The 14,315-nt window shown below is 70.7% G+C and carries 10 protein-coding genes and 1 pseudogene; 4 read left to right on the top strand and 7 right to left on the bottom strand.

Going from position 1 to position 14,315, the window contains the following annotated elements:
- Nucleotides 1–572: 572 nt before the first annotated feature.
- Nucleotides 573–1,149: pseudogene (locus ACWDEW_RS33700) on the top strand (AMP-binding protein); the annotation flags it as partial.
- A 374-nt stretch (nt 1,150–1,523) separates the two neighbouring features.
- On the opposite strand, the gene ACWDEW_RS33695 reads toward ACWDEW_RS33700, so the two are convergent.
- From ACWDEW_RS33695 to ACWDEW_RS33670, 6 genes are all read right to left on the bottom strand, one after another.
- Entirely contained in the window at nt 1,524–2,483 is a 960-nt protein-coding gene (locus tag ACWDEW_RS33695) for a threonine/serine dehydratase (protein WP_450517989.1), read from the bottom strand.
- 82 nt (nt 2,484–2,565) lie between these two features.
- Nucleotides 2,566–3,594 carry a polyprenyl synthetase family protein gene (locus ACWDEW_RS33690; RefSeq protein WP_450517879.1) on the bottom strand — a complete coding sequence of 343 codons (1,029 nt, stop codon included), beginning with the start codon at nt 3,592–3,594 and terminating at the stop codon, nt 2,566–2,568.
- Complete coding sequence (locus ACWDEW_RS33685) at nt 3,591–4,631, bottom strand: tetratricopeptide repeat protein (RefSeq protein WP_450517877.1); 1,041 nt, start codon at nt 4,629–4,631, stop codon at nt 3,591–3,593. Before ACWDEW_RS33685 ends, ACWDEW_RS33690 begins: the two co-directional genes overlap by 4 nt.
- A 174-nt stretch (nt 4,632–4,805) precedes the next feature.
- A complete protein-coding gene (locus ACWDEW_RS33680) occupies nt 4,806–5,483 on the bottom strand; it encodes an AIM24 family protein (protein WP_450517875.1) in 678 nt (225 codons plus the stop codon).
- Between the two features lie 66 nt (nt 5,484–5,549).
- Nucleotides 5,550–6,872, bottom strand: a complete 1,323-nt coding sequence (locus tag ACWDEW_RS33675; RefSeq protein ID WP_450517873.1) for a CAP domain-containing protein — start codon at nt 6,870–6,872, stop codon at nt 5,550–5,552.
- Nucleotides 6,873–7,017: 145 nt separating this feature from the next.
- Nucleotides 7,018–8,277 carry a serine hydrolase domain-containing protein gene (locus tag ACWDEW_RS33670; RefSeq protein WP_450517872.1) on the bottom strand — a complete coding sequence of 420 codons (1,260 nt, stop codon included), beginning with the start codon at nt 8,275–8,277 and terminating at the stop codon, nt 7,018–7,020.
- Nucleotides 8,278–8,580: 303 nt separating this feature from the next.
- Here ACWDEW_RS33670 and ACWDEW_RS33665 point away from each other — a divergent pair, with 303 nt between their 5' ends.
- Complete coding sequence (locus ACWDEW_RS33665; protein WP_450517870.1) at nt 8,581–10,383, top strand: M4 family metallopeptidase; 1,803 nt, start codon at nt 8,581–8,583, stop codon at nt 10,381–10,383.
- A 51-nt stretch (nt 10,384–10,434) separates the two neighbouring features.
- Here the strand turns inward: ACWDEW_RS33665 and ACWDEW_RS33660 are convergent, their stop codons facing one another.
- Complete coding sequence (locus ACWDEW_RS33660; RefSeq protein WP_450517868.1) at nt 10,435–11,178, bottom strand: hypothetical protein; 744 nt, start codon at nt 11,176–11,178, stop codon at nt 10,435–10,437.
- A 135-nt stretch (nt 11,179–11,313) separates the two neighbouring features.
- On the opposite strand from ACWDEW_RS33660, the gene ACWDEW_RS33655 reads away from it, so the two are divergent.
- Complete coding sequence (locus ACWDEW_RS33655) at nt 11,314–12,486, top strand: ROK family transcriptional regulator (RefSeq protein WP_450517866.1); 1,173 nt, start codon at nt 11,314–11,316, stop codon at nt 12,484–12,486.
- A 40-nt stretch (nt 12,487–12,526) separates the two neighbouring features.
- Nucleotides 12,527–14,311 (top strand): alpha-galactosidase D, encoded by a 1,785-nt coding sequence (locus ACWDEW_RS33650; protein ID WP_450517864.1) that lies wholly within the window; start codon nt 12,527–12,529, stop codon nt 14,309–14,311.
- Nucleotides 14,312–14,315 lie beyond the last annotated feature (4 nt).

The following is a 14,315-nucleotide window of genomic DNA, read 5'->3' as shown; positions in this document are numbered from 1 at the left end:
TCTTGTCTTTTATTCAATCGCGGCAATTCGCCCCGGGGGCTTCGGTGGTGAAATACCCCTGCCTCCACCTGGTGGTAACCGGAGGTAACGTCGAACTTGTTTGCCGTCGGCGCTCTGACCAGGTCCTCTTGGCCGGTCGAGGTCCGTCCACGGGGCCGGGGACTTCCTACGTCTACCTGACGGTTCCCGGAAGTTCCCGCGGAAGTGTGCAGGGGTTGTGGACTCAATCCGAGGGCACGGCGGTGGGCTCGATGAGCGCCGCGCTCTGGCCGGCGACCGATGGACGGTTCTTTGGCCCGGTTGCCCGAGAGCCTTCGGCCGGGCCATTCCGCACGCCGAACTCGCTCTGGGTGCTGGACGGTTCATGCCGGCCGTGCCGTGCCGTGCCGTGCCGCGACGGTCTGGTCGCACTGTGCGGTGTTGCTCGAACTCACCGTTCCCTGGAGAGCCTTGGCGCCTGTGGGGACGGGGAGGTGACGATCGAGCCGGTGTCGCCGGCGCAGCTCCTCAAGGCGACACCCAGCCATCTCCCCTTCCTGGACCTGACCGGCGACGCACATACCCTGCCCACCCGGCAACTCACGCTCGGCGCGGAACCGCTTCACAGCGCACATGTCGAGCAACTACGCGAACAGCAGCCGGACTTGGAGCTCGTCAACTACTACGGCCCCATCGAGCCGACCGTCGGCTCCCTCGACCATCACTTCACGGCCGGGGACGAGATCCGGGAGGGCGCCGTGCCTGTGGGGCGTCCGATGTGGAACATGCGCGCGTACGTTCTGGATGCCTTCCTGTCACCGGTTGCGCCGGGTGTCAGGGGCGAGTTGTACCTGGCCGGGGTGCAGTTGGCGCGCGGCTGTCTGGGCCGTGCGGGGCTGACGGCCGAGCGGTTCGTCGCCGATCCGTTCGGCGAGGCCGGGGAGCGGATGTACCGCACGGGTGATGTGGTGCGCTGGACCGCGGACGGTGTGCTGGAGTGCCTGGGCGCGCGGACGATCAGGTGAAGGTACGCGGTTTCCGGATCGAGCCGGGGAGGTCGAGGCCGCGCTGGTGGCTCATGAGGGTGTGGGCCAGGCCGCGGTGGTGGTCCGTGACGACGCCCCGGGCGACGAGCGGTTGGTGGGTTACCTGGTGCCGCCCCACCCCGGGCGCGACCACTGGAGCGACCCAGAACTCGTGGCGGACCTGCGCGCGATGGGCGGCACCACGGCGGAGATCCTCGACAACCCGAACTGCTCGACATCCTGCTGCCGATCCTGCGCGCCGACTACGCCGTCTGCGAGAGCTTCCGCACGGCTCCCCCACCGGCCCGCCGCTCAGCGGTCCGGTCACCGTCCTCGGCGGAGCGGACGACGACTCCACACCCGCGGACCTGGCGTGCTGGGCCGACGTCTGCAGCGGACCCTTCGCCCACCACACCTTCTCCCGCGGGCACTTCTTCCTCACCCACGAGTCGGCCCAGCCCGTCCTCGCCACCGTCACCTCCGCGGTGGGCCGGTAGCGCGCTCACCTCGGCGCGGAAGTCAGCGCAGTCCGAAGCGTTCCGACCAGTCCGCGATCTCCCCGGCCGTCGCGTTGCCCCCGCACACCACGAGGCCGAGCCGCGCGCCGTCGCCGACCCGCTCCAGGACCTGCCGGGCGGCGGGCAGCAGACAGCCCGCGGCGGGCTCGGTCCACACCTTGCCGTGCTCGGCGAGGTCGAGACAGCCGCGTACGGCGTCCCGGTCGGAGACGGTCAACACCTCGGTGACCAGGGCCGACACATGGTCGTACGTCAGCTGCGACACGGCAGGCGCGCTGAGCGTGGTCACGATCGAGGACGGCGCGACCGGCACCGGGCCACCGGCCGCGAGCGCCGCGGACATGGCCTCGGCGCCCTCGGTCTCCACGCCCCAGACCCGGATCCCGGGCCGCCGGGCGTGCAGGGCGGCGGCGACCCCGGCGATCAGCCCGCCGCCCCCGATGCTGACCAGTACGTCGGTGAGGTCACCGGCGTCGTCCGCGAACTCCAGCCCCACGGTGCCCTGTCCGGCGATCACCACCGGGTCGTCGAACGGGTGGACCAGGGTCAGCCCCTCGTCCCGCAGCCGGTTCACCAGCTCGAAGGCGCTCGGCATGTCGTCGGTCAGCCGCAGTGACGCGCCCGCCGCCTCCACCAGCGCCACGGACCGCGCAGGCGCCGAACGCGGCATCACTACCGTGGCCTTCACGTCCAGCGCCGCCGCCATGACCGCGAGCGCGATCCCGTGGTTGCCGCCGCTGACCGCCACCACCCCGGCCGCCAACTCGGCCTCGCGGAGCGACAGCAACTTCGCCGTGGCGCCGCGCGCCTTGAAGGAACCCGTGCGCTGCAACAGCTCCAGCTTCGTCGTGACCGGGACACCGAGCAGCTCCGAGAGCCCGGGACTCTCCACGGTCGGCGTGCGTACGACGTGTCCGGCGATCCGCTCGGCGGCGGCTTCGATGTCCGAGATGCCGATCAAGGCAGTCATCCTCCCGGCACGGGGCAAGGTGGTCCGTGCCGACTCGACCCTGACTCGGAAAGGACGCGCAGGTCAACACGTTTCAGAGCTCGCGGCGCACCAGGAACTCCAGCAGGGACCGCAGCTCGTCCACCGGCCCGGCCTCCAGGGGGACACCGGCGAGCGCCGTCTCCGCGGCGGCGATGTGCCGACGGGCCTCCGTCAGCGTCGCCGTACGGCCACCGGCCTCCTCGATCAGCCCGGCGGCCACGGCGGGTTCGGCACCCGACTCCAGCAGTGTGGCGAGGTAGCGAGCGCCGGGGGCGGAGAGCGCGGTCAGCACCGGGAAGGTCTTCTTGCGCTCCCGCAGATCGCCGTGCACGGGCTTGCCGGTCACCGCCGGGTCGCCCCAGATCCCCAGGACGTCGTCGACCAGCTGGAAGGCGATGCCCAGATGCCGTCCCGCCCGGTCCAGCGCGGCGACCGTCGCCGGGGGCGCCCCGCCGAGCCGGGCGCCGAGCGCGGCCGAACAGCCCAGCAGCGCACCGGTCTTGCCTTCGGCCATCGCCCGGTACTCCTCGGGACGCACCCGCTCCGGACCCGTCCAGGGGCGTGCCGCGAACAGCAGGTCGTCCGCCTGTCCGTGCACCAGGTCACCGAGCGCCGCGGACAGCAGGCGCAACCCGCTCGCGCCGTCCGGGACGGTGGCGAGCGTCTCCACGGCCAGCGCGAACAGGGCGTCGCCCGCGAGGACGGCCGGTCCCGTGCCGTATGCCTTCCACACCGTGCGGCGGCGGCGCCGGGTCTCGTCGCCGTCCATGATGTCGTCGTGCAGCAGCGAGAAGGTGTGCACCAGCTCCACCGCCACGGCAGCGGTGATCCCGGCCCGCGCGGGCGCACCGGCGGCTTCCGCGCCGAGTACGGCGAGGGCCTGCCGCAGGCCCTTGCCGCCCGGCGCTACGACGGGCTTTCCGCCCACCTCGCACCAGCCGAACGAGTAGGCCGCCATCTCGCCCAGCCACGGATGCAGCCGCCCGACCGCCTCCTTCAGCGCGGGGTGCACCAACTCGCGGCAGCGGTCGAGAACTTGGGGTGCGGTCGGTGCCGCTACGACCGAGGGGAGCGCCGTCACCGTGCGACCTCCGCCGTGATGCCCAGCTCGTCCTGCGCCCGGGCCACCATCTCGCGCGCGTGCCGCAGCCCTATGCGCTCCAACACCCGGGCCAGATCGGCAAGTTCGGCCGCGGTCTCGGCGCGGTCGCGGCCCAGGCGGGCCAGCGACTTGGCCAGGCCGAGCCGTGAGAGCGCCTCGCCGCGCGGCTCGCTCATCGCACGGAACTCGGCGAGCGCCTGCTCGTAGAGGTCCCGCGCCTCGGCGTAACGCCCGGCGCGGTACAGGACGTTGCCGCGCATCTTGTGGTTGTACGCGAGCGCGCTGGAGAGATTCATCGCACGACAACTCTCCTCGGCCTCGGACAGCAGGCCGAGTGCCCGCTCGGGGTCCTGGTCACGCACCGAGACGATGTCGGCGAGTCCGCGCAGCGCCCAGGCGTGCCCGCGCCGGTCGTCGGCGCCCGCCGCGATCGCGGCCGCCTCCTCGAACATCGCGTACGCCGTGTCGTAGGAACCCCTGTTGCGATGGATCTGTGCGATGCCCTCCAGCGCCCACACCGTGTGCCGGGCCTCGCCGCGCTTGCGGGCCTCGGCCAGCAGCTGTTCGTGCAGCCGCGCCACGGCCTCGTAGTCGCCCTGGATACGGCCGGTCTCGGCGAGGCCCGCCAGCGAGTATCCCCGTACGACGATGTCGCCGCCGCGCTCGCCCAGTTCGGCCGCGAGCCCGAGCAGCCGCCGGGCCAGCGGGAAGGCTCCGCGCTGCCGGGCCAGGGTGCCGCCGCTCCACAGGGCCCAGGCCATCGCGGCCGTGTCCCCGGCCTCGCGGGCCGCGCGGTAACTCGCCTTCCACGCCCCGTCCGCCTCCCGTACCTGCCCGAGGCGCCGGTGCGCCTCGGCGACCGCGAGCCCCGAGCGGGCCGCCTCGCCGTGCTGCCCCGACCGCTCGGCCGCCGCCAACTGCTCGGTGCCGGCGGCCAGTACGTCGACCAGAGAGGAGTTCACGGACAGGGTGGTGAGGGCGCCCTGGTACTCCGGAGCGAATGCCTTGCCGTACATCGATGCCTTTCGGTCCGTATACACCACATGTAGACACTGTGTGTATACATGATGTGTATAGAGCGTCGAAAATCAGCCCTGGCCGTGGGGGCCAGGGCGTCATCTGCTGTTGCGGATCAAGACGGCGATGTGGTCGGCGAGGTTGCTTGTGCGACGCAGATCACTCGCCGGACCTCAGTGCTGCTGCGCCTTCTGCGGAGTCACCTCGCTGGGCCGTACGACGACGAACCCCTCGCCCTGGAGCATGAGTTGGACGGCCTCGCCCGAGCCGCCCCGCAGCATCGACCCGATGGACTGCGAACGGTGCAGCGAGGTCTGGAGGTTGGCCGACCAGCCGACCACCGCGTCCGTGTCGACGAACACCGGGTACTGCGGCGAGACCGGTATGACCAGCGGGTTGCCCTCGCAGACCAGACCCAGCTTGCCCTGCCCGGTGAAGACGCTGTTGAACAGGCCGCCGCCCGCGATGCCCGACCCCTTCACCGTCTTGATCGCGTACGACAGCGAGGCGTCGAAACACAGGACGTTGCGGCCGTTGACGGTGAACTCGTCACCGGGGTCGATCTCGACCACGAAACAGTTCTGCGCCTCGTGCGCGAACCACGCCTCGCCCTGCCCGCGCACCGCCATCAACGGCAGGCCCTCACCGGTGACCGCGCGCTTGAGCATGCCGCCCACGCCCTGGCCCTTGCGCTCGAACTGGAGGTTGCCGCGGTAGGCGATCATCGCCCCCTGACGGGCGAGCATCTCGCCGTTGACCGCGTACCTGATGCACTTGGCGTTCTCTACGGTCATGCCCGGCGCGGTGGCCGGCTGCACCATGTGCTCACTGGAAAACAGATCACCCTTCATGCGGGCATCCTGACCCGGAGGATCTCATTCCGCCAAGATCGTGGAGGGGGTAACCCTGCCGAGTGGTCAGGCGCCGAAGAGTTGGGTCCAGTACGTCCCCATCTGTCCGCCCCCCGCGAAGCCGATGCCTATGTGGGTGAAGTCCGGCTTGAGGATGTTGGCGCGATGGCCGGGGCTGTTCATCCAGCCCTCCACCACCTCGGCGGGGGAGCGCTGACCACACGCGATGTTCTCGCCGATGGTGCGCCTGCGCGAGCCCGCGGCGGCGGCCCGGTCCCAGGGCTGGGAGCCGTCGGGGGAGGTGTGCGAGTAGAAGGCCCGGGCCACCATGTCCGTGCTGTGCGCCTGCGCGGCGGCGGCGAGCAGCGGGTCCACGGCGAGTGGCGACAGCCCGGCCCTCGTCCGCTCCCTGTTGGTCAACTCGACGACACTGCGCGTCGTTTGGGCCAGGTCGGCGATGGTGAGCGGCTTCGCCCACAACGCCGTCCAGTAGACGTCGCCGGAGTGGGGGGAGGCCGCCTGGGCGAGTCCCGCGTGGGTGACGTCCCGTTCGAGCAGTGTGCGGCGGGCCTGTTCGGTGCGGAGACAGTAGTCGACGAACTCAGCGGGGGTGCGCGGACCGGAGACCAGGTGTTCGCCGACGGTGAGATAGGCGTACCCGGCGTGTATCACGCGCTGGTACACGGAGGTGCCGTCGCGGCTCTCGGTGCTGAGGTGCCCCGCGGCGGCCATGTCGGAGACATGGGCCTGCGCGGCCGACGCGAGACGGGAATCGAGCGTGACAGGTGGTGAACCGGCTTTGGCGCGGGCCGAGTTGACCAGGGTGAGGAAGCCGGTCGGGTCGGGCGCCGGGGAGGTGGGGGAGCCCCCACCTCGTGCGGCGCCGACAGGGGTGGGACCGGGAGCCGCGTCCTCGACGATGTCCACCCCGAAGTCCCGTGCGATGCCCGCGAGTCCGTCGGCGTACCCCTGCCCCAGTGCGCGCAGCTTCCAGCCCGTGCCGCGCCGGTAGAGCTCGGCGAGGAGCAGGACGGTCTCCCGCTGGGGGCGGGCCGGGGTGAAGCGGGCGAGCGGACGGCGGCTCGCGTCCGTGACATGCAGGGTGGGTGCGGGCAGCCGGCCCAGCGGTGTGCCGGGGTCGGCGGGGCTGATGACGACGGTGACCCGGGCGGCGCCGGCGCGGAGCCGGGCGGGATCGACGGTCAGGGTGTCGCCCTGGAGGCGGGCTCCGGTCACGGTCGGCTGGTTGTAGAAGACGAAGTCCGCGTCGCCGCCGACCTTGCCGCTCTCGTCCGTGATCAACGCCGACACGTCGAACGGGCCGGGCACCCGCAGGGTCACGGCATCGCCCGGGAGGGGCAGATTGCCGCCCGGCACCAGCTCGTTCATGGCACCGCCCTCGCTGTTCGTGCCCGGGGAGTGCCCGGCGGGGGAGTTCGTCCTCCACTCAACGTCCCGTCACGGCAGGAGGGTTCCCGCACGGTGCGGTGGGTGCCGGTGCGCGAGGCCGCCCGGCACCCACCGTGCAGCGCGCTCAGTCCCGGGCGATCGCCGGTGCGATGTCCTCGTAGGCCGTGCGCCGTTCCGTGACGTGCGAACCCCGGCCGGTCAGCGGTGAACCCTCGATCGTCCTCGTGCGCTTGCCGCAGAACGCGGACTCCAGGGTGGCCGCCATCGTGTTCAGCACCGTGCCGTTGTTGGAGGTGTTGGCCAGCGCGGTGAGACTGCGCCGGCCGTCCTTCGAGGTGAAGGAGTAGGTGTAGAAACCCTGGACCGCGCCCGTGTGGCCGTACACGGAGACGCCGCAGGACAGATCGCGCCGCCGCAGCCCGAGGCCGTACCGCGTCGTGCTGTTGACCGGAGTCCACCGCTCCATCTGTCCGAGCGCGGCGGCGGAGGTGAGCCTGCCGGAGAGCAGTGCGGAGAAGAAGGTGTTCAGGTCGTGGGTGGTGGAGATGAGCGCGCCCGCGCTCTGCGCCCAGGACACCGTCTGGTCGGTCGCGTCGACCGGGTTCGCGCCCGCCCGGTCCTGGGTGAGGTAGCCGTGGGCGTGGCGGCCCGGGATCTTCGTGTCCGGGTGGACGTAGAAGGTGTCGCGCAGCTTGAGCGGCTTGATGATGCGGTCGCGGTACGCGGTCCCTACGGAGTGGCCGGTCAGCTTCTCGATGAGCATCCCGGCGACCACGAAGTTGGTGTTCGAGTACGAGTACGCGGCGCCCGGCGCGTTGGTGCGCGGGTGCTTCAGGGACAGGCGCACCAGTTGCCGGTAGGTGAAGACCTTGTCGCGTACGGCCTCGAAGCCGGAGACCGAGCTGGCGAACATGGAGTTGGTGTAGTCGTACAGGCCGCTGCGGTGGCTCAGCAGGTGGCGCACGGTGATCCGCTTGTCGGGGAGCAGGCCGGGCAGATAGCGGTCTACCGAGGCGTCCAGGTCGAGCTTGTGGGCGTCGACGAGTTGGAGCAGGACGACGGCGGAGAACGACTTGGTGACGCTGCCGATGCGGAAGCGGTCGGCGTTGTCGATGGCCCGGCGTGTCGCGCGGTCGCCGATGCCCGCGGCGGCCGTGCGGACGCTGCCGCGGTCGTCGATCCGGGCGATCGCCCCGGGCGCGCCCTGTGTCGTCAGCGTGCGCAGCACGGCACGCAGGCCCGCCATGTCGGGGGCCGGAAGCGCGGACGTGCTGCCGGTTCTCGTGGTGTCCGACCCAGGGGTCGCGGCCTGCGCCGGTACCGCCGTGAGCGTCAGCAGCACCGCCGCCGACGCCGTGGCCCTGCGCACCGTTCTTGAGACCATCCGGTTCTCTCCCGTTTCTCTTGTGTGCGAGATCGGTCACAGTCGCGCGAGGCAACCTTCTCGCGGCCCGTCACATCTCCACAGGTGACGCACAGTTGGTCACTCGCTGATCACTGGGCGACGCGGATTCGCAAAGTATTGCCATGAAAGTGACGAAAACCGTTCATTTCGGCTTTACATGTACATGACTGATCCGCAAGGGTTTCGCCTCGGGGCCCGACCAGCCCCCTGGGCGCCGCCAACAGCGCCCGGTCTCAAGGCGGTTGGCGATCCCGGCCGTCTCGAAGCGAGGAGCCCCCACCGATGCGTGGATCCCACATACGCGGCCTGGCGGTCGCCGTCGCCGTGACGACGGCCGCCACGGGACTGGCCGGAACGGCCTTCGCGGGACCGGCGGAGGGGACGGACCACGCGGTGGCGGCCGCCGGCACCACCGCCGCGTCGGTCGTCACCGCCGCCCGTGCCGCCGCCTTCGCGCACGCGGCGGCGACCGGCGTCGTCCAGGGCGACGGACTCCGGGCCAAGGACGTGATGATCGACCCCGAGGGCGCGCGTCATGTCCGGTTCATCCGTACGCACCAGGGCATGCCGGTCCTCGGCGGCGACCTCGTCGTCCACCTGTCTCGTCAGCTGACCTACACCGGCGTCACCAGGGCGGCCGACCACAGCGTCGAACCCGCCACCACGCGGCCCGAGCTGACGGCGGCGGAGGCCGAGACCAAGGCCGCTGCCGTCGCCAAGGGCGACGCGGGCACCGCCCAACTCGTGGTCGACGCCCGCGACGGCCGGGCCGCCCTCGCCTATCAGGTCCCCGTCAGCGACAGCGACACCGCCGAGGCCACCGGCACCCGGACCGTCGTCATCGACGCGGTCACCGGCACGGTCCGCAGCAACACCCCCGACAGCGACGAGTTCCTCTCACCCGAACTGCTCGACACCCTGCGCGAGAGCGGAGAGACCCTGAACCCCGCCACCGGTATCGGCACCGCTGTACAGCAGGCCGCGCTCACCGCGGCCGGTGCGACACGCGCCGTCCACTACCCGGTCACCGCCTCGGGCACCGGTACCTCCCTCTTCGTCGGCAAGGTGCCGCTGACCACCACCCAGACGGCACGCACCAGTTACCTCCTCAAGGACCCGACGCGCTGGGGCACCGAGACGCGTGACGCCAAGGGGCAGGAACTGGAGAGCTTCGCGCGCGGCAAGGCGTTCACCAGCACCACCGACAAGTGGGGCAACGGCACCGTCTCGCACCGCGACAGCGCCGCCGTCGACGCCCAGTACGGCATCACCCAGACCCTGGACTTCTACAAGAAGACCTTCGGCCGCAAGGGCATAGCCAACGACGGCAAGGCCGCCCGCGGCATGGTCCACTTCGGCAAGAAGGTGGCCAACGCGTTCTGGGACTCGACCTGCGACTGCATGCTCTACGGCGACGGTGACGGCGACATGTTCAAGAAGCCGCTCGTCGTCCTCGACGTCACGGGACACGAGCTGACCCACGGAGTCGTGGACGCCACCGCCGAGCTGGAGCCGACCCGCGTCGACGCGGACGGCAACCAGTACGGCGAGGCGGGCTCGCTGAACGAGTCCCTCGCGGACATCTTCGGCTCCAACGTCGAGTTCAGCGCGAACAACGCGAAGAACCCGCCGAACTACCTCGTCGGCGAGAAGCTCGGCCTCGCCCAGAAGTTCCTGCGCCGCCTCGACCGCCCCTCCCTCGACAAGCTCGAAGGCACCATCGACTACTGGTCGCCGCAGACCTACGACGCCGAGGTGCACGCGGGTTCGGGTGTCTCCTCGCACGCGTACTACCTGCTCGCCGAGGGCAGCGGACGCAAGACGATCGGAGGCTTCGCCTACGACTCGCCGACCTATGACGGGTCCACGGTCACCGGCATCGGACGGGCCAAGGCCACCGCGATCTTCTACCGCGCGCTCACCCGCTACATGGTGTCCACCACCGACTTCCACGACGCGCGCCTCGCCACGCTCAAGGCGGCGGCGGACCTCTACGGCGCGAACAGCACGGCGTACCAGACCGTCGACAAGGCCTGGGCCGCCGTGAACGTCACGGCCGCCAACACCCCTGCGGCCAGGCGCTGATGACCGCCCGGGTGCCCGGCCACGAGCGGGGCACCCGGACGTCCGGCCGGCTCAGATCCACTGCTTCTCGACCTCCTCGGACACCGTGAACCCGGCCTTGCAGGAGGGGCAGTTCGCCTTCCCGAACACATACGTCAACGCGGTCGCGACCTCCGTCTGCCCGGACTCGACCGCCTCGCCGTGCAGCCGCGCACCGATGCCGTCGAGCGCGTCGGGCGCGGCCGGTATCAACTCCGTCCGCCCCTCGGTGTTCTCCTCCTTGCCCGTGGCGAACACGTAGTCGCCGGCCGAGGTGAAGAAGCCGTACGAACCGAACGCGACGTACAGGCCCTCCTCGCACTCGGGGCATTCGAGGTCGTACTCCTCGCTGTTCACACCCTCCAAAGCCTCGGCCCACACCCCGCCGCCCTCGAAGGCGAGCACGGCCATCTGCAGATAGATGAAGGTGTGCGCGTCCTGCGTCGGATCGGCGCGCAACCGGCGTGCGACATCCAGCAGTTGGCCCATCTCGCGCGCATAGCGCCGCTGACACTCCTCGTCGGGGTCCGTGGCGATCAGCCCGGCCATGGTGACCGCCTGCAGCGGCCCGCCCGGTGCCCGCTCCAGTGCGATGTCGGTGAGTACGGGCATCGCCGCCCAGCTCGCCTCGTACACCGACCCCTGGTGGCACAGCGAACCCCACAACTCCTGCCACACCGCGTCGTCCTCGGAGCCGCCGAGGCGCGCGAACAGGCCGGGGATGTCCTCCGCGCTGCCGTAGGCGTGCGTCAGCGCGGACCAATCGATCGTCGTCATACGGCGATTGTGCCGCCCGGCACTGACAACGCGACTCCGGCCGCGGGCGGCTCCGTTGGACCTGTCGTCAACTTGGTCCGGGCGAATCCTGCTTCTTTCATTGACGACGGAAAAGAAGGCATCTAGGTTCCGGCCATGCGCTCGATCCCCCACACCGAGTCGTTCCCGGCCCACACACCGGCCGCCTCACAGGTCTTCACGACCGTCCTGTCCCACGGCCCCCTCACCCGACTTGAGGTGGCCCGCCGGGCGGGGCTGTCGGCGGCGGCCGTGACCAAGGCGGTCCGGCCGCTGATGGAGGCGGGGTATCTGACGGAGGGCGCCGACGAGGACGCGGCCCCGGCGCTGGGGCGGCCCGCGAACCTCGTACGGGTCGACGGCGGGCGCGCGCTGTTCATCGGGGTCAAGGTGACCGGCGACGAGATCATCGGCGTCCTCACCGACCTGTGCTGCCGCATCCGGGTCGCCCGTCATGTGCCGCTGACCGACCGCGACCCCCGGGCGGTGCTCGCCTCGATCGCGGACCTGGCCCAGGAACTCCGCACCGAGGCGGACGAGTTGGGCATCCAGGTGGTCGGCCTCGGCCTCGCGGTCTCCGGCGACGTGGACCGCGGCGAAGGGGTCGTCCGCTACTCGCCGTTCCTGGAGTGGCGGGACGTACCGCTCGCCGAACTGGCCGCCATGACAACGGGGTTGCCGGTCACCGTCGACAACGACGTCCGTGCGCTGACCGTCGCCGAGCAGTGGTTCGGGGCAGGGGCCGGTCTCACGGACTTCGCCGTGGTGACCGTCGGCGCGGGCATCGGCTGCGGACTGGTCGTGCACGGCCGGGTCGTCGCCGGCGCCCACGGCGTCGCGGGCGAGATCGGCCATGTCGTCGTCGATCCCGCCGGACCCCCCTGCCACTGCGGCAACCGCGGCTGCGTCGAGGCGATCGCCGGGGACGCCGCGATCGTCGCCCGCGTCCGCGAGGTGACGGGCGTTCAGGTCGCCGACACTTCAGAAGCCGTTGCCCTCGCCCACCGGGGCGACGCCGGAGCGCGCGAGGTCTACGCGCGGGCCGGGGAGGCGATCGGCCGGGGCATCGCGACCGTGGCCAACCTGCTCGGCCCCGAGCGCGTGATCATCTCGGGCGAAGGCCTCGCCGCCTACGACCTGTTCGCCGAGCAGATCCGCGACTCCTTCGCCGAGGCCGCATTCGGCTCCGCCGCCCGCTGCGACGTACGCACCCGCCCGCTGCCCTTCGACGAGTGGGCGCGCGGGGCCGCCGCCACCGCGATCCAGTCCTTCATCCGAGCCGCCGACTAGCCCGCACGATTTCCCTCCGACCCGCACGAGGAGCCCAACGATGTACTCCCTCACGCCCGTTCGCGCCCTGAGAGCCATGGTGGTCCTGGCCCTCACCGCCGGATTCGCCACCCACCTCCCCTCCGCGCACGCGGACACCGCGCCGGCCGTCGCGGCCAAGCCCTATATGGGCTGGTCGAGTTGGAGCATGCAGTCGTCCAAGTACCCCGGCCTCAACCCGGACGGCGACTACAGCTACCTCACCGAGGCGAACGTCGACAAGCAGACGGACGCGCTCGCCGACAAGTTGAAGAAGTACGGCTACGACCACGTCAACATCGACGCCGGCTGGTGGATGGACAAGACCTGGAAGTCCGGATTCGACGAGTACGGCCGCCAGAAGGCCGACCCGGTCCGCTTCCCCAGCGGCATGAAGGCCGTCGCCGACCGCATCCACTCCAAGGGCCTCAAGGCCGGCATCTATCTGCCCGCGGGCCTGGAGAAGGGGGCCTACGGCGACGGGAAGACGCCCATCTGGAACGCCGACGGCTGTACCACCGCCGACATCGTCTACGGCGATCTGCGCACCACCAACGGCTGGGACAGCGCGTACAAGATCGACTTCTCACGGCCGTGCGCCCAGAAGTACATCGACTCCCAGGCGCAGTTGATCGCAGGCTGGGGCTACGACTTCCTCAAGCTGGACGGTGTCGGCCCCGGTTCGGGCAAGAGCGGTGATCAGTACGACAACGTTGCCGACGTGGCCGCCTGGAACAAGGCCATCACCGCCACCGGACGTCCGATCCACCTGGAACTCTCCTGGTCCCTGGACTACGGGCACGCCGCCGACTGGAAGAAGTACTCCAACGGCTGGCGCATCGACACCGACGTCGAGTGCTACTGCAACACCCTTGTCAGCTGGGAGAACTCGGTCGACGACCGCTGGGACGACGCCCCCGCCTGGACCGACAAGGCGGGCCCCGGCGGCTGGAACGACCTCGACTCCCTCGACGTCGGCAACGGCGCGATGGACGGCCTGACCAAGGCGGAACGCCAGAGCTACGCCACCCTGTGGGCCGTCGCCAAGTCCCCGCTGTTCACCGGTGACGACCTCACCAAGCTCGACGACTACGGCCTCTCCCTCCTCACCAACCGTGAGGTCATCGCCGTGGACCAGAGCGACGCGCCGCCCGCCCGCCCCGTCACCCCGTCCGACGCCCAGCAGGTGTGGGCCGCCAAGAACCCCAACGGCACTTACACCGTCGCCCTGTTCAACCTCGCCAGCGCCCCCGCCGCCGTCTCCGCGAACTGGACGACCCTCGGCTTCACCGGCAAGGCCGACGTCCGTGACCTCTGGAACCACGAGGACCTCGGCTCCTTCACCAACAAGGTGACCGAGGCCCTGCCCGCCCACGGCTCCCGCCTCTTCACCGTCACCCCGCACGGCAGCGCCGTCACCGCGACCGCCTACGAGGCCGAGGCCACCACCAACACCCTCACCGGCAACGCCGACATCGCTGACTGCTCGGCCTGTTCGGGTGCCCACAAGGTCGGCAACCTCTACCTGGGCGGCAAGCTCACCGTCAACAACGTCGTCGCCGCCAAGGCCGGCACCTACCAGGTGAAGATCGCCTATGTCAGCGGCGACTCCCGCTCGGTCGCGATCTCCGCGAACGGCAACGGCGCCACCAGCCACAAGTTCCCGTCCACCGGCGACTGGGGGACCGTCGGATCGGTCAGCGTGCCGGTGACATTGAAGGCGGGCGCGAACACCATCACCTTCGACAGCGGTTCGAGCTACGCACCGGACATCGACCGGATCGACGTGCCCAAGTCCTCCTCCTGAGCCG

The organism is Streptomyces sp. NPDC001100, from assembly GCF_053598575.1.
The sequence above is the reverse complement of the archived record's forward strand: the minus strand, read 5'-3'. Positions and strand labels throughout refer to the sequence as shown.